The 16327-nt window shown below is 60.0% G+C and carries 14 protein-coding genes and 2 tRNA genes; 3 read left to right on the top strand and 13 right to left on the bottom strand.

The genetic code is table 11. The features are described 5' to 3' along the window. Positions 1 to 76 precede the first annotated feature (76 nt). From C1T17_RS02270 to C1T17_RS02260, 3 genes are all read right to left on the bottom strand, one after another. Positions 77 to 1063, bottom strand: a complete 987-nt coding sequence (locus tag C1T17_RS02270) for a DarT ssDNA thymidine ADP-ribosyltransferase family protein (protein ID WP_104952022.1) — start codon at positions 1061 to 1063, stop codon at positions 77 to 79. After that, positions 1054 to 1968, bottom strand: coding sequence for a macro domain-containing protein (locus tag C1T17_RS02265; RefSeq protein WP_104952021.1), 915 nt, complete (start codon positions 1966 to 1968; stop codon positions 1054 to 1056). Before C1T17_RS02265 ends, C1T17_RS02270 begins: the two co-directional genes overlap by 10 nt. 292 nt (positions 1969 to 2260) lie before the next feature. Beyond that, positions 2261 to 2353 (bottom strand) — tRNA-Ser (locus C1T17_RS02260). A 216-nt stretch (positions 2354 to 2569) separates the two neighbouring features. Between C1T17_RS02260 and C1T17_RS02255 the strand changes: the two genes are divergently transcribed. Continuing rightward, positions 2570 to 3421 carry an EipA family protein gene (locus C1T17_RS02255; RefSeq protein WP_411269228.1) on the top strand — a complete coding sequence of 284 codons (852 nt, stop codon included), beginning with the start codon at positions 2570 to 2572 and terminating at the stop codon, positions 3419 to 3421. A gap of 10 nt (positions 3422 to 3431) precedes the next feature. Here the strand turns inward: C1T17_RS02255 and dinB are convergent, their stop codons facing one another. After that, positions 3432 to 4520, bottom strand: a complete 1089-nt coding sequence (dinB, locus tag C1T17_RS02250; protein ID WP_104952019.1) for a DNA polymerase IV — start codon at positions 4518 to 4520, stop codon at positions 3432 to 3434. A gap of 243 nt (positions 4521 to 4763) precedes the next feature. After that, positions 4764 to 6476 (bottom strand): FecR family protein, encoded by a 1713-nt coding sequence (locus C1T17_RS02245; protein WP_104952018.1) that lies wholly within the window; start codon positions 6474 to 6476, stop codon positions 4764 to 4766. Between the two features lie 181 nt (positions 6477 to 6657). Here C1T17_RS02245 and C1T17_RS02240 point away from each other — a divergent pair, with 181 nt between their 5' ends. Together C1T17_RS02240 and C1T17_RS02235 are read left to right on the top strand one after the other, a co-directional pair. Next, positions 6658 to 8319: a ShlB/FhaC/HecB family hemolysin secretion/activation protein gene (locus C1T17_RS02240; protein WP_104952017.1), complete on the top strand. Its 1662-nt coding sequence runs from the start codon at positions 6658 to 6660 to the stop codon at positions 8317 to 8319. Between the two features lie 71 nt (positions 8320 to 8390). Beyond that, positions 8391 to 10715 carry a putative bifunctional diguanylate cyclase/phosphodiesterase gene (locus C1T17_RS02235; RefSeq protein WP_104952016.1) on the top strand — a complete coding sequence of 775 codons (2325 nt, stop codon included), beginning with the start codon at positions 8391 to 8393 and terminating at the stop codon, positions 10713 to 10715. A gap of 314 nt (positions 10716 to 11029) precedes the next feature. On the opposite strand, the gene C1T17_RS02230 is transcribed toward C1T17_RS02235, so the two are convergent. The 8 genes from C1T17_RS02230 to C1T17_RS02195 form a co-directional block, all read right to left on the bottom strand. Then, a tRNA-Phe gene (locus tag C1T17_RS02230) sits at positions 11030 to 11105 on the bottom strand. A 74-nt stretch (positions 11106 to 11179) separates the two neighbouring features. Then, entirely contained in the window at positions 11180 to 11347 is a 168-nt protein-coding gene (locus C1T17_RS02225) for a DNA gyrase inhibitor YacG (RefSeq protein WP_104952015.1), read from the bottom strand. 2 nt (positions 11348 to 11349) lie between these two features. After that, a complete protein-coding gene (locus C1T17_RS02220) occupies positions 11350 to 12339 on the bottom strand; it encodes a ribonuclease (protein WP_104952014.1) in 990 nt (329 codons plus the stop codon). Continuing rightward, positions 12332 to 12958: a Maf family protein gene (locus C1T17_RS02215; protein ID WP_104952013.1), complete on the bottom strand. Its 627-nt coding sequence runs from the start codon at positions 12956 to 12958 to the stop codon at positions 12332 to 12334. The genes C1T17_RS02220 and C1T17_RS02215 overlap by 8 nt, the downstream gene beginning before the upstream one ends. Then, entirely contained in the window at positions 12955 to 13173 is a 219-nt protein-coding gene (infA, locus tag C1T17_RS02210; protein ID WP_037524582.1) for a translation initiation factor IF-1, read from the bottom strand. Before infA ends, C1T17_RS02215 begins: the two co-directional genes overlap by 4 nt. A 91-nt stretch (positions 13174 to 13264) precedes the next feature. Then, complete coding sequence (locus tag C1T17_RS02205; RefSeq protein WP_104952012.1) at positions 13265 to 14512, bottom strand: adenosylmethionine--8-amino-7-oxononanoate transaminase; 1248 nt, start codon at positions 14510 to 14512, stop codon at positions 13265 to 13267. After that, complete coding sequence (gene bioD / locus C1T17_RS02200; protein WP_104952011.1) at positions 14509 to 15132, bottom strand: dethiobiotin synthase; 624 nt, start codon at positions 15130 to 15132, stop codon at positions 14509 to 14511. Before bioD ends, C1T17_RS02205 begins: the two co-directional genes overlap by 4 nt. Next, positions 15129 to 16256 carry an 8-amino-7-oxononanoate synthase gene (locus C1T17_RS02195; protein WP_104952010.1) on the bottom strand — a complete coding sequence of 376 codons (1128 nt, stop codon included), beginning with the start codon at positions 16254 to 16256 and terminating at the stop codon, positions 15129 to 15131. Before C1T17_RS02195 ends, bioD begins: the two co-directional genes overlap by 4 nt. Between the last annotated feature and the right edge of the window lie 71 nt (positions 16257 to 16327).

Here is a 16327-nt window from a genome sequence, read left to right as displayed (position 1 = left end):
GATTGGGCTGCTCCGAATGAAGCTGCCCCACAAAGGAATTTGTGGAGCAGACCAATTCAAATAGATTACAAAACCATCAAAATAAGGTGTCACCCAGCATAACGCTTGCTTGGTATGCTAAACAGTTTTCCAATTTGACCTCAACCGTATAAATATCATCAGAGAGCTTTTGTTTCCAAATCCAATTTATAGCAGGCGGTGCGGGTTGAGCTGCGTGATCAGTATTAGTAAAGTTAATTACTTGTCGCCCTACTGAATTCCATACGTTAATAGCAATGTGTATATTTCTTTGATCTCTTCTGGGATTTAGACGGAAAATAACGCCTTCATTTGTGAGTCTTAGCTCTTGGACAAAAGTATATTCTTTTTGGAATACCTTTAGCGCATCTGAAACGTAGCAAAACCTCTCCCATCTTTCCCGCTCATTGCCGAGCAAATGGAGCAAAGTGTCTCGCTCTGGTTCTGATCTAAAACATATACCTTTCAGATAACCGTCCAGCATAAGTGGTGAGCTTGGCAGGACCTCGGCGCATCTAGCATCCGTATACGAACGGTCGCCTCCCGTTCCTCCCTCTGAAAAGACTTTCAAAAATGGAATGTTCGCAAAATATGCCTCGTCACAGCCCGGCTCTGCATTTCCAAGCTGCATGTTCCTATCTGAAAACATTACATCTGGCAGCGTTAGTACCGCCTTGGCGTCCAGAAGAAACATGACGAGAACGGATGCATGCGTGCCGTCGCCGTAGTTGCATTCTCCTGCTTTACGAATGCCTTCTATATGCCATTGCGTCGGGGTTTTAGGTCGAAAATAAAGACGTACGCGGTCATGAGCGTGATCGCGAGCATCTATCACTCCGGGCGCAGCAACATCTCGAAGACGCAGATTATTCGTGTCATTTCTGGAACGTAGGTTGCCGTCCCGCAGAATGGCTAGTGCGTTTTCAAGAGGGGCGTGATGGAATAATAAATTGGGCCAACTTTTGCGATGCGGATAATACGGACTTGTGAGGCTTTGCTGCCAAGCCGCTATATGGGCATCGACGAATTCCGGTCTTAGTGCCATGCCAGTTCGTGTTGCTCTTTAGTCTGGCCAGTAGACGCCAGCCCCCTGGTTTCCGGACGTGGCTCAATCGCAAATTCTGGCTCCTTCTCTCCGGGCCTTTGGATTTGCACAGGGCGAACGTGAGGCAAAACGCTAAGCAGCGATAACAACGGTTCGCCACCGCCCCTTACTGACCAGCCAGCTTTCCGTTTCGTCACAAGTCCGCTTTGCAGGTCTAGCCAAACCCCCCGCAAATCATCCTCCTCAAAAAAACAAGTTGCCGAACTCGTTTCGATAGCAAGCCCCCTGCCTTCGTGAACATGGGCTGCAAAAGGATCATCCGAGCCTAGAGTACTTAGCTTGCCGCCAGACACAGCAAGGGCATGCCCAATAGATTCAATGAAGCCATCAAATGAATTACTGCCACCGGGAGCATCTTTGCGGAGGGCAGCGGCTACTGGCTCTAAATGTTCCGGTAGACCCACCTCGACAGTATAGTCGTGAACGTAAACAGGAATATTCACCGCTGAGAGATAATGCTCCATCAAAGGCCGTACATCTTCCCAATTCAACGTTCCATTACCGCAGCCCAGTTGCGGGAATGAAATCTCAGTAATCCCCTGCTCTACGTAAGCTGAGACAAATTTCTCAAGCCCCTGCTCGATCCATTCCAATTTGGACGGATTGCGCCAGTGCAACTTAGTTGGAAAATTTAGAACCCAACTTTCCTGACCACGCCAAAGCCACAGCTTCCCGGGGACAAGAGCCTTCTGGTCGCATATACGTTTATAAGCATTGAACATCGCTGGCTCGCGGTCCTTGAACGCGTGCGCCAAGCCTTTGCCCATCACTCCTACACAATTAACCGTGTTAACAAGAGTTTGAGCTGGTGACTCAAGGATACTGGTACGGCGGTAAATTAGCATATGCTTTGGCCACCCTCACTAATGCGACTCGAGTAACATCCAACTTTGCCTCGGTCACCCTCTATCCGCATAGGAAACACTCATAACAAGAACAAATAAAGAACATATCTCCTGTTATCTTTTTTTGTGGGTTAAGTCCATTTTTTATCGTTGACAGTTAGGACCTAATCACCGGGCGTTCCCATGATCGCCCACGCCCGAGCCAAGCGGCAACAGAATGTTGGTTGCAATGATGGCCTAAACAGTTTTCTGCTCACATTTGTCAATGATATCAGTGACATAATGAGAAAATTGGCGGAGACGGAGGGATTCGAACCCTCGGTAAGGGATTTACCCCTACGACGGTTTAGCAAACCGTTGGTTTCAGCCACTCACCCACGTCTCCGCATGGCTCGAAAGAGATGTTTGGGGCACCTCCGGGCTATCGAGTTTCGGCCTATAGCGAGCGCGTTCGGCCATGGCAACGGCATCAAGGGAATTTTCCTTTCAGCTTCTGGACCGGCCATCAGCTTCCTAAAGATTCGTTCTGGCGCGTAATCGACTCATGTCGCCGTTCGTTCATTGCCGTTTCATGTAGCGCGCCGGATAGACGATGTGCGGGATTATTGCGGAATCGGGGAGGACAATTATGTACGGCAGACGGTACTTGCGGGCGGGGACAAAGGTGGGCAGCCTGTGGCGTCTTATCGCGATCGGGGCTGGGGTCGCCAGCATGGTTTTGTCGCCCGCAGCAAATGCGCAGATTCGCAATGTCGATCCCAATACGTCGATTGATGCCGATCTGGCGCCCGCGCCCTCGACGCAGAATAGCGACACGCCTCCGCTAGACGTCAACGATCCACCGCAAGACCAGACACCCGCAAACCGTGCCCCGCCTCCTCCGCCCGTTATCACGGAAAATGGAGCGCCCGCGACTGCCACGGGCGCACCGGTTACACCAAACTCTCCGCCCGCAGCACCGTTGCCAACCGCATCCTATCAGAAAGACGATCTTATCGGCGCGGCCGAGGGCGTTTTCGGGAAAGGTGCGGCTGGGCTTGCCGGGATCATCGAGAAGATCCTTAAGGATCAGGGCCAGCCCAATGCGTACATCGCTGGACGGGAGGCTTCCGGAGCATTCGTTGTCGGGCTGCGCTATGGATCGGGCACACTCAACCATAAAGTCGAAGGTACGCGCGACGTGTACTGGACCGGCCCATCCGTTGGGTTCGATGTCGGAGGCAATGCGGGCAATACCTTCGTACTGGTCTACAATCTGTACGACACCCAGGATCTCTATCATCGCTTTCCAGCCGGAGAAGGCGGTGCTTATTTTGTAGGCGGTTTCACGGCCAGCTATCTACGATGGGGGAAAGTGGTGCTGATCCCCATTCGACTAGGTGTGGGATATCGCTTGGGTGTCAATGCTGGTTACATGAAGTTCACCGAAAAGCGGAACTGGCTCCCGTTCTGATTCGCCTTCGTTAAATCGACAACATCAATTGCTTTTGTTCACCTAAGCTCGTGTTCACAGGCTCCAGATTGTGTATCCCAAGCCCCAGCAGCCGCACGCCCATGCGTAAGGGCAATTCGCCCTCGAGTAGATTGCGTCCTGTCTCTGCCAACAAAACACGATCGGCGGCTTGAGGCAGCGATCGGGATCGCGTGATAATGGTAAAATTTGCGAATTTCACCTTCAGCGTCACGGTTCGCCCCCGCATGCCCGACGCCTCAATTCGGGGCCATAGCCGCTCTACAATTTGATCCAGTTCATTCTGTAGCGCCTCGCGGCCCGTTAAATCCGTGCCGAACGTGTCCTCGACGCTGATCGACTTCGCCACTTCGCGCGCGCGCACCGGACGGTCGTCAACACCACGCGCGGCGGCATGATAATAATCTGCCATGCTGCCGAAATGCTGCCTTAGGAAGGTCAGGGGCAGTGCGCGCAGATCAGCCCCGGTATCTATCCCCAGCTTCTCCATCTTGGCGGCCGTGACGGGGCCGATGCCATGGAACCGCCGGACTGGCAGCGTCGCCACGAAGGCAGCGCCCTGATCGGGCCGAATGACGCAAAGGCCATCGGGCTTATTCTGGTCCGAGGCGAGCTTTGCTATGAGTTTGTTGTAGGAAACCCCCGCCGAAGCAGTCAGCCCCGTCTCGGCGCGGATCAGGCGGCGTATTTCCTGCGCGATCTCCGTCGCCGTCGAAAGGCCGCACTTGTTTTCGGTGACATCCAAATATGCCTCGTCCAGCGAGAGAGGCTGGATCACGTCAGTGAACTGAGCAAAGATCGCCCGGATCTGGCGCGATACGGCGCGATACACATCAAAGCGCGGAGGTGCGAAGATAAGACCGGGACACAGCCGCCGCGCACGCGATCCTGGCATGGCAGAGCGTACCCCGAAGGTCCGCGCCTCATAGCTTGCCGCTGCCACTACGCCGCGCGCACCGCTTCCGCCTACGGCCACTGGCCTACCACGCAATTCGGGATTGTCGCGTTGTTCCACCGACGCGTAGAACGCGTCCATGTCGATATGGATGATCTTGCGGAGCTGGGGCGCGCTTTCTTCCATTCGGGCGACAATGCCATAGGTTGACGGGGAACAAAAGCGATACGAAGATGCTGGCAAGATTACTCGAGTTGCGGCGTCCAGCGTTTTTGTGTCACCCTGATTCTGTACGATGATTCTATCTATCCGATCGTGGGTATCGCAAGAAGATGGACCTGCCTGTCTCCATATTGTGATTTATACCTGCGCTTGATCCGCTGATCTTCGTTAGGCGCCCAACCGGTACTCGCTATTCAAGCCCTACCTTCAATCTTTTTTTCCGTCCTGTGCATTCTGGATGGCCTTGGCGGCCTCTTCCGCTTCCTTGCCTCTGCTCTTCAGGGCGTCTTCCGCTGCCTTGGCTGAGGCTTTGGCGAGTTCATCCGCCGCCTTCTTCGCATCCTTCGCAGCAATTTCGTTGGCCTTAGCAGCGTCGGCTGCCTGTTTGGCGGCGTCTTTCTCCGCACCCTTCGCAGCCTTTTCGGCGTCCCTGGCTGCCTTGTCATTACCCGCTTTACGGGCATCCTCGGCCGTCTTGGCAGCCTCCTTGATCGCCTTGTCCGCCGCAGCATCTTGCGCTGCCTTGGCGGCGTCCTTGGCAGCCTTGTCGGATGCCGATCTGGCGGCGTCGTCCCTTGCCCTAGTGGCCTGCTCTGCCGCCTTCGCCGCATCCCTTAAGGCTTTCTCCGCGTCCCTTGCTGCCTGGGCCGCGGCCTGCACTGCCGCGTCTCTTGCAGGGCCCTCAGCTTCGTGCTCCGCTCGGGCCGCTGCTTCGGCCGCCGCAGCTATAATCGCTTCCGCTGTCTGCGCCGCCACCACCGCAGCGGCTTCCGCATCGGCTCTGGCCGCTATCTTCGCGCTGGCATCGGCCTGCGCCTGCGCAGCTTCCGCCGCAGCGGCTACGGCTGATCGCGCCGCTTCATCGGCGGCGACATTGGCCGCAGCATTTGCTGCATCGATGCGCACTTTTTCCATCGCCGCTTGTTCGGCAGCCTGCGCCGCCGCTTGCGCATCCAATTCCGCCTGGTTCGTCGCGGCTTGCGCGGCGACAGTATCCTTGATCGTCTGCTCTTCCTTCGCAGCAATTACATTCGCAGCAACCTGTGATTCAATCGCCACGCCAGTGACCTGAGCAACTTCCAGTGCTTTTACTACCGACGTCGAGGCCTCGTTTGCCATCTTCGTCGCAACGGCGACGTTAGCCATATCGCGGCTTCCATCGCTCCCTGCCATGCCTGACACCAGCCCACCCGTCAGATCCGACAGACTTACTGGCTCAGCATATACGGCGGTTGTTACGGACACCACGTCCTGAACAGGCGCCACCTGATCGGAAACGACCGCCTCTTCGGCAGGAGCAGCCGCTGTCGCTTGGCCTGCACCTTGCTCCGCTGGACCTGGGCCGGCGGGTGAGTCAATGACACGCTTCCCGGTCTCACCGGCAACCTGAAGCTGAAAGCGATTATTCGCCCCCACCAGCGCGACGGCGCCGGGCGTGATCAGATCATGAGCGCCGCCATCCACCGTCGCCACGTCGACTGCGCCTTCGAGCACCTGCACGGAGGCACCCTTGGGCGTGACAGCAACGGTGAAGGTCGTGCCCTTCACGACGGCGGCCAGATAGGGCGTCTTCACCTCGAAATGCGGCGTCATCTTCTTCTTGATCATGAAGACGACGCTGCCGAAATCCTGGAGCACTCGGGTGAATCCGGTAGCTTGGTCGTCAGCGGGCAGGCGCAATTGCGACGCGGGCGCAACCATCACGAACTCGCTTCCCCGCACGAGGACGGCGCGGCCTCCCCGGCCAGTCGTCACCGTGTCGCCTGCTTCCACGGCAGCACTGCGCGTCGCCACGCGCACCATCCCGTTGTGGGAGACTTGCACCGGCCCGGATGTCTCACTGATCTTCCAACCAGGCGTACCCGCCAGTGCTACGGAAGAACAAGTGACCCCCAAAAGGCCAAAAATGCGCTTGCGCATGCAACTCTCCAAAACCCTGTACAAGCCGTCAAAAGCCAGCGCAGCTATCTTGCAGCTTATCTCTTACGAAGCCTTGCGGAGAAAGGTTAATGCGATCGTAACCCGCAGGTTAAGCTTTTGAAACGCTAACCTTTTGGAGACAAATGCGGGCTAGTTGCCGGATGACTTCTCCGGAGAATCTATGCCTGCGCTTAAGACAAATCTTTCCGTTGCAGGATGTGCGCTGCTTGTCATGCCCGTCCTCGCTGCGGCGCAGGTGCCGCTCGATCGCGCCGACCCTGCTATCAACCAGCGCGCATTGCCCGCCACCGATACGGATGCGGCCAGATCACAGGCCGCGCCTCCAGCCAGTTCGGCAATTGCCGAGGTTCCGGTCGCGCTTTCTGGAACGGTAACACCCGTGGGCATTGTCATCAGCGGGGCACCGGATATTCCACCCTTTGTCTTCAGCGAGAACATCGTAAGCTATTCCGGGCGACCACTGGAACACGCCGATCTCGCACGGTTGGCGAGCGATGTCGCCAAGGTGGCGCACGAGCGCGGCTTCCCCTTCGCAACAGCGGTGATCCCACCCCAGTCGATGGCCAACGGCGTGCTCAGCGTCACTCTGGACGAAGGGAAAGTCGATGCCGTGCGTGTGATTGGCGCAAGCAACGCAGCGGCCGACCGGATATTGATGGCGGCGCTTGCCACTGGCAAGCCCACACGACAGGCCGATCTGGAACGGGCAATCCTGCTTGTGGGTGACCTGCCTGGCGTCACTGTGACGCAGAGCCAGTTCCTGCGACACGATGGCTTTGGCGTTTTGCTCGTCACCATCGCTCAAGAAAAGCAGAGCGCCTATCTTCAGATCGACAACAGGGGCAGCAAGGAAATAGGGCCGATCCGCTCGACGCTGCTGGCCAACGTGAACAATGTCGCGACGGCCGGAGATGAAGTCGGCTTGCTGGTGGCGCAGACGCCGTTGCAGCCCCGCGAATTCGTGTTCGTGCGTGCCCGCTATAGCTTGCCCATCGATCACGCAGGTTCGGTACTGGGGATTTCGGGTTCTTTCGGCCGCTCCAATCCAGGGGCGTCGCTCCGCGATCTGGATGTAATCGGCAAAAGCGTTGATGCCGCAATATCCTACAGCCGCTCGCTCCGGCGCAGCCGCGCGCAAAGCTATGCGCTGAACTTTGAACTGCGCACGCTGCGAACCAAGCAGACTCTTTTCGGCCGACAGTTACGGGATGATCGGCTGACGACACTCTCGGGATCGCTCGACGGCGTGACCGCTATGGCCGGCGGCAAGCTGCGGAGCCAGGTGCTGATCGTCGGGGGACTACCGCTATCCGGCGTCAGCCATGAGGGCGACAAGATGCTCTCGCGCGTGGACGGCGATGCGCGCTTCGTTACGGCCAGCTATTCGGTGGAATGGACGGGCAAGCTGTGGCGCAAGCTAAGTCTTGCTGCGGCATCGACGGGGCAAGTCGCCAGCCGTCCGCTGCTCGCGACGATGGAGATCGGCGCAGGCGGTCCGGCATATGGGCGCGCTTATGACTATGCCGAGCGAACGGGCGATCAGGGCATATTGGGATTGGTCGAACTGCGCTTCGATGGCGGCAAGCTGGTTCCCGGCGTGATCGACAATTTCCAGATCTTCTCCAGCGTCGATGGCGGTTATGTCGACAATCGGCGCGAGGGAGCAGGCGGCGGATCGCTGCTTTCGACCTCAGGAGGAGTGCGGGTGATGACGGGCAAGCTGAGTGGCGCGCTCGAGGTTTCACTGCCGCTTAATGCCGACCGGTTCAACACGCGCGACCGCGATCCGCGTGTCGCGCTGCGCCTTGCCCGCTTGTTCTAGCCGGGTCGTCGAACCCGAAAAATTAACCCCAAGGGCGCCATGGTTGTACCAGTCCTGCATTTTGAGGTGACATGAAGGCAAGCCTATCCCGCTGGACGTCCAGCCTTGTCCTGGTCGCGCTTGCCGCTCTGGTGACACTTGCTGCCATGGCGCTCGGTTTCGACCAGATGTTGGACCGCATAGTGGAGCCGGCGCGTTTCGCCGCGCTTCGCCATGATGCACCGGGCCGCGTGGTGGTCGTCGAGATGGACGCGGCGAGTGCGGCGGCGATCAAGCGCTGGCCCTGGCCACGCGATCATTATGCGGCGGTGATCGATCATCTTCGACAGGCTGGCGCGGCGAGCATCGTGTTCGATGTCGATTTCTCCTCACCTTCCACGCACGACGGCGACATTGAATTTTCGCGGGCACTCGCACGTTCGGGCGGCCTAGTGGCCCTTCCGACGTTCGGGCAGCAGGCACGGTCAGGCGATTCCCGATCAATCGACGCGCTGCCACTGCCGCTCTTTCGCTCACACGTAGCGCTGGCATCGGTCAGCATCGCGCCGGATGCAGACGGAATGGTGCGGCAGGCGCCTTTCGGCACCGTGACTGCAGGCGTGCCCCGGCCATCGCTGTCATCCTATATCGCAGGCGTTGCGGCGCGCGCCGACACCTTCTTCCCGATCAATTATTCCATTCGACCCGCAACCATCCCAAGGCTGAGTTTCGTCGCCGTACGCGATGGCGCGTTCAATCCGGCCGCCATACGCGGGCGATCCGTCCTGATCGGCGCAACGGCGGTGGAGATGGGCGACCGTTACGCGACCCCGGCGTGGGGTGTGATCCCCGGCGTCATCGTCCAGGCGCTTGCGGCAGAGACGCTGATCGCCGGAGTGCCGGTCAGTGGTTGGCCGGTGACCGCGCTGGCAGTGGCAGCGTTGCTGGCGCTGGTCATCGCGACGAGGCGGCGCATGGCGACGATGGCCCTTGCGGCCTTGGCAGCGTTCTCTCTCGTCTTTGTTCTGAGCCTGCTCATGCAATCATGGGTTCAGCGGATATATCCTTTGGGCGGCGCCTTCATGCTTCTGGGGCTTGTCTCGATGGCCTCCGCCATCCGGCGCGTCGTTTACCGTCTGCGGGAGCAGCGGCTGGTTGACGAGGAAACCGGCTTGCCAAACCGCCGAGCGATGACCGCCAACATTGGCGGGACGGCAAGATGCGTCGCGGTTGCCAACCTCTCCAATCTCGACAGCGTAACCGCTGTGCTGGGCCAGTCCGCCATCCGCGACGTCGTGCTTCGGATCGCGGATCGCGCGCGGCTCTCGGCGGAAGATGCGGAGATTTATCGGCTGGGGGACAAGTTGCTGGCATTTGTGCTCCCTGCTTCGGACGAGCGCGAGGAGATGCTGGACGGCCTGCGGTCGATCCTGTTGCAGCCAGTGGAAGTGGCGGGCCGCAAGATCGATGTGGCCGTCACGCTTGGTCTTGCCACATCCGACCGGTCCGGTGTCGATGCGGCCCTCACGAAAGCAATACTCGCCGCTGAACAAGCGCATACGCAAGGCAGGTTCTGGGTGCAGGACAATGCCGATCTGGACGATCTGGAGCAGTCGATCAGCCTGATGGGTGAACTGGATCAGGCGATCACAGCCGGTCAGATCGAGGTCCATTATCAGCCAAAGCTCGCGCTTGCCAGCGACCGGATAACGAGCGTGGAGGCTCTGGTCCGGTGGCCCCACCCGACGCGCGGCAACATCCGCCCCGACCGTTTCATTCCCTTGGCCGAGCAAGCAGGTCGCATCGCGCCGCTGACGCTCTATGTGCTTGGCCGGACGATAGAGGATTTGGCGCGCTGGCGGGGCAAAGGGTATGATGTCACGGCGGCCGTCAATATCTCTGCCGTACTGATAGGGTCCGCCGCCTTCACCGTCGATGTGCTAAGCCTGCTTGAAGAGGCCGATGTGCCCCCCGCTGCGCTGGTATTCGAAGTCACGGAGTCCGCCACGCTTGAGAACCCGCTTGAGGCCATCGCCGCGCTTGAGAAGTTCCGCGATCTTGGTGTCGCTATATCAATGGACGATTATGGCACCGGACAATCTACTCTGTCCTATCTGCGCACGCTGCCACTATCAGAGTTGAAGATCGACCGCAGTTTCGTCGAGAACGCACATCATAACAGGAACGATGCACTCATGGTGCGCTCCACCATCGATCTTGCCCATAATCTTGGCCTCAAAGTGGTGGCTGAGGGAATCGAGGAACCAGCGTGCCTTGCATTTTTGCGCTCCGTGGGTTGTGACATAGCGCAAGGATATCTGATCAGCAGGCCCGTTCCCGTCGGACAAATTACGGCACTGCTGGACGCGGAGCGGGAAATGCCTCAAAGTGCCAGCATCGATCGTGCAATCGGCTGATGATATATAATCAGCGGCACACTTCCCCGCCCTCGCGGTCCTTGCACCCGGCTCCGCTATTCCAGTGGCTTTAAGTCCATTAATGCGCATTTGACATTCAACATGCGCAAGCTGGCGCTCGATCGCGTGGAAATGTCGTGCACTGCTTTGTCGGTAAGCATTTACGTTATCTCCTCCACAGATCGGATCAGATACCGCATTGACACCTTAAATGTGAAAAGCAGGCAAATGATCGGCAGTGGACGGGAGGAGGCCTAAAACCACCGAAAACGTGGACTTTTATGGGCACTGGCGGATGTCCGCGGAGGGGGTAATGGTGCCCGGAGACGGATTCGAACCGCCGACACAGCGATTTTCAATCGCTTGCTCTACCAACTGAGCTATCCAGGCATCTTGCAGGAGCATATTGCTCCGGCGGTTGGGAGCGATGCCTATAAGCGTCCATTGGCGGGGCTGTCTAGCCCCTAATCGTCGTCTTTTTCAGTAGGCAGGTCGGCTGGTGGGCCAGGCACGCGGTAGTCTTCGCCCAGCCATTTGAGCAGGTCGCGGTCGCGGCAGCCGCGGCTGCAGAAAGGCTTGTATTCAGCCGCGGCAGGTGCCTTGCATACGGGGCAGGATGGGGCGCGGGGCATCGTTATTCCATATATCCGGCGGAAAACGCCAATGTGGGATCGGCGCGGAGCGTGACAAGGCCACCGCGCCGCGTGCCCAATTGCTCCAGCCACTCGGGGTGCTTGTGCAGCAAGTCGATCACGGCAGCAGCTCCCACGATCGTGACTGGCCCGCCCGTCCCGTGCCGCTCGGCGCGGCGGAGCAGCGCCATGGCCGCATTCATCACCGGATCCTGCCGCAGCAACTCCATCAGTGACGCCCGCTCGCGTTTGCGGATGATCTGGATGAAGCCGAAGCCGTTCACGGCGGTCCGCTCGAACGGCAGCGGCAGATATTTGTCCACCTGCGCCGCCGCGATCAGCCGCTCGTCCTTATTGTTCATCGTCGGTAAGTCGATGCCGATGGAGCCAGTGAGCCCCATCCGCCGGATCGCCATCGCCGCCAGTTTCGCGCCCTTCGGTCCCAACTGCGCCGGCGGCAGGCTGCCGTCCACATCGATCAGCACCATAGCGGGCGTCGGGAAAATCCGCAGCGCCGCATCTTCGCTGCCCACTTCGCCGCTAACCGCTTCCTCCAGCAATTCGCTCCAGCCATGCGCTTCCAGCCGGTCCTCTTCGTGCGCCGGGCACGGCACAATCGGCACGCCGGTATCGCGCAGCCGTTGCAGCAGGCTGGGGCCGGGATGCGGTTTCGTGCCGGGCGCGGCGATGCGGCCCTTGGCGTTCTTGGCGCGGCCTTCCTCTGGGATAGCGGCGCGCATGATGTCCACCATGACCATGCTGCCCTCGGCCACTTTGGGCGGGATCGGCTCCAGTAGCACTTCCTCGCCAGTATCGAGCCGCACGATGCCGCGCTTCTTGGGGATCAGCGTGCGGACGAGTTTGCCCTGTACCGCTGCCCCGGCGAGCACCTTGTGGTCATCCCGCTCGATCTGCGCCTCGACGATCCTGCCCTTCTCGATCAGCGCCGCGCGGCACTCGCCAATGCCCTCTTCGTACAGCCACTCAGCCACAGAAATACCCCGCAGCGCTCAGCAACGCGCGTGTCTCATAGAGCGGCAGGCCGACGACGCCGGAATGGCTGCCCTGCAACGCGCGGATCAATCCGGCCGCGATGCCCTGGATAGCGTAGCCGCCCGCCTTTCCCTGCCATTCGTCGGACGCGAGATAGGCGGCGATCTCATCGGCATGCAGCCGCTTGAAGGTCACGATGCTGGTGGACAGCTTCTGTCGCGCCGTCCCTCGCGCGTCGATCAGCGTCACGGCACTCAACACACGATGGCGGCGGCCCGACACAGTATCGAGACACGCGCGCGCCTCCGCTTCTGTTTCCGCTTTCGGCAAGATGCGCCGTCCGGCGGCAACCACCGTATCGCCCGAAAGGATCAGGCAACCGGGGTGACGCACCGCCACGGCCTGCGCCTTCTCCAACGCCATTCTCGCGGCATAAAGATGCGGCTGCTCGGCCTTGTGCGGGGTTTCGTCTATGTCTGCGGGATCGACAATATCCGGCACAACGCCGATCTGCGCCAGCAACTCCAGCCGACGCGGCGAAGCGGACGCCAGCACGAGTTTCCCCTGTGGCCGCGCCTTTTCATCGCCCGATGAACCCGCCGTGGCGGCTCCGGTCATTTGAAGCGGTAGGTAATCCGACCCTTGGTCAGATCATAGGGCGTCAATTCGACAAGCACTTCATCGCCGACCAGCACGCGGATACGGTTCTTGCGCATCTTGCCCGCGGTGTGGCCCAATATCTCATGGTCATTTTCAAGCTTTACGCGGAACATCGCGTTGGGAAGCAATTCCACAACGGACCCGCGCATTTCAAGCAGTTCTTCTTTCGCCATAATATCCCGATAGACCTAAAAATTCGCGCCGCCATAGCGCCAAAGAGTGCAAATGAAAAGCTATGCCGTTCCCGACGCTATTTGCGCGGGTTCAGGCGAAATGCGCGCCGGCCTCGGCTATGGCGTCGAAGATGCGGGTTAACTGGCCAGCATCGGTGCAATAAGGCGGCATGACGTAGATAGTATTCCCCAGCGGTCGCAACAATAGCCCACGCTCCAGGAAAAAGCCGCGCAGTTCAGGGGCGAGCGAAGAGAGATAGCCGCTGTCCTCCGTCACCAGACCGACCGCGCCGATGGTGCCGCACTGGCGGGGGTTTGCAAACATCGCGCCATCGAGGGAAGCGAGACCGTCCGCCACACCTTGCACCAAAGTCGCAATCCGCCCAAGCACATCCTCCTCCGACCATATGACAAGGTTCGCGGCGGCGGCAGCACAGGCGATCGGGTTGGCGGTATAGCTGCTGGAATGGAAGAACATCCGCGCCCTGTCGGTGGATCGGTGCGCCTCGAATATCCGCGTGCTGGCCAGCGTCAGGGCGAGCGGGATCGCACCGCCCGTAATCCCCTTGGCGAGGCATATTATGTCGGGCGCGATGCCCGCCTGTTCGCAGGCGAAGAGCGTGCCCGTCCGCCCCCACCCCGTCATCACTTCGTCCGCAATGAACAGCACGTCATGCCGCGCGCAGATCGCCGCCATTTCGCGCAATACCCATGCCGGATACACCAGCATCCCCCCCGCCCCCAGGATCAGCGGTTCGACGATGAACGCCGCAGGCTTGGCGGCGCAGGCGGCGTCCAGCGCATCCAGTGTCGCCTGTTCGCACCCGGCGGCGGGGAACGGGATCGTCACTACGTCGAACAGGAGCGGTTCGTAAGCCCGATTGAATGCGCCGCGCTCGCCCACCGACATCGTGCCGATCGTGTCGCCATGGTAGCTATGCTCCATGACGAGGATCGCGGTCCGCCGCCTGTCCACGACATTCCAGTAGCCGAGCGCCATCTTAAGTGCGACTTCGACCGCCGTCGATCCGCTGTCGGAAAAGAACACATGATCCAGCCCCGGCGGAGCCAGCTTCACCAACTCCCGCGCGACCGTCTCCGCCGGTTCATGCGTATAGCCCGCAAAGATCACCTGATCGAGCGCCGCCGCCTGTTCCGCAATTGCGGCAACGATGCGCGGGTGGCAATGCCCGTGCGTCGTCACCCACCAGCTTGAGATGCAGTCGATCAGCGTACTGCCGTCCGCACAATGGAGCAGCGAACCCTCCGCCCGGACCACCTGCGGGATCGGCTCGTTCAACCCGTGCTGCGTGAACGGGTGCCAAACCGGGGACGTCACAACGCCGCCCTTATCGCCGCCATATCGATAGTGTCCGCAAATACCTCCGCGAGCGCTTCGGGTGTGAGCGGGTCAAGCATCGGCAGCCGCCCTAGCGACAGGACTTTGCCGAGCGAAGGCACGATCCGCTCATTCTCCTCATGCGCCTCACCGATGAATACGATGCCCAGCACCGGCACCCCCCGCGCCCGCAAAGCATCGATGCTGAGCAGGCTGTGGTTGATCGTGCCTAGGCCCGTCCGCGCACAGAGAATGACCGGGGTGCCCCACGTCGCAAAGACGTCGGCATAGAGCAATGTTTCGGACAACGGCACCAGAACGCCCCCTGCCCCCTCCGCTACCAGATAGTCATCCACTTGCGGCAAGGCCAGACGCATGGGATTGATCGTCACGCCGTCGATCCGCGCGGCGAGATGCGGCGAAGCGGGTGTGGTAAGCGAATAGACTTCGGGCAACACCCTCGCGCCAAGGAATGCCGCCGTATCGGTATCGCTCACCGGATCGATCCCTGCCTGCACTGGCTTCCAGTAAAGCCCGCCCAGCGCAGCCGCTAATCCGGCCGCGAACACCGTTTTACCGACGCCAGTGTCCGTGCCCGTGACGACCACTGCGCGTGTCATGCCAAAGCCTCCTGCAACGCCATGCCCAGCGCATCCACATCGTCGGGACCAACATTCAACGTCAGCGAGATGCGCAGCCGAGACGTGCCCGGCGCAACCGTCGGCGGCCTGATCCCCCGCACGTCGAACCCCGCGTCCTGCAACGTCGCGGCAACCGCCATGGTGCGCTTGTCGTCGCCCAGTATCACCGGCAGGATCTGGCTCTGTGGCATCGGCAGCCCGAGGGGCGCACAGATCGCCTGCGCAGCCCGGTCCCGCAGCCCCGTCACTTGCGCGCGCAAATCGTCCGCTGCCTCGACCCGCCGCAATGCCGCACTAACTGCCACCGCCATTAGCGGCGAAGGCGCGGTCGAGAAGATGAAAGGCCGCGCGCGGTTGATGAGCCAGTCGATCACATTCCGGGTGCCGCACACCAGCGCACCCTCAACGCCCAGACCCTTGCCGCAGGTATGCAGCGAGACGACATTCGCCTGCCCCTCCAGTGATGCACCAATACCCCGCCCGCTGGGACCAAAAACTCCGGTTGCATGGGCCTCATCAATCAGGAGCATCGCGTCATGCTGCGCGGCAATCTCATTCAGAGCATCAAGCGGTGCGATATCGCCATCCATGCTGTAGAGCGTTTCAACAGCAATCCATACGCGCCCGGTGCCGCCCTCCTGCCGCCATCCCGCGATGAGATCAGCAAAGGATTGCGGATCATTATGGCGCGCGAAGAGATGTGCGGCCTTCGATTGCCGGATACCATCATGCGCGCTGGCATGCACCAGTTCGTCCGCGACTATCAGGTCACCCCGCTGCGGCAGGCACGAGAGCAGCGCCATGTTCGCGACAAACCCGTTGGCGAAATATAGCGCCGCCTCGCTTCCGAAGAATGCCGCCGCCTGCGCCTCCAGCGCCTCATGCTCCGGCGCATTGCCCCGCAACAGCCGGGAGCCGCCAGAGCCAACCGGTACGCCCGCCAGCGCCGCTTCGGCAACGGCTCGCGCGATCTCCGGATCACTCGAAAGTCCTAGGAAATCGTTCGATGCAAAGTCCCGCCCGGCATTGGGCATCAACTGACGTAGCCGTCCGCGTGCTCCAAGAGCAGCAAGCGATGATGCAAAAATAGCGGGTGCGGACATCGCGCCGCTATAGGAGCGTCAAGGATTTTCGCAACATCGCGTCTAGCGTCGACTTCAACGCCTCCTCCACT

Origin of the sequence: Sphingobium sp. SCG-1 (assembly GCF_002953135.1) — a bacterium.
Classification (GTDB): domain Bacteria; phylum Pseudomonadota; class Alphaproteobacteria; order Sphingomonadales; family Sphingomonadaceae; genus Sphingobium.
This window is presented reverse-complemented; position numbering and strand designations above follow the sequence as displayed.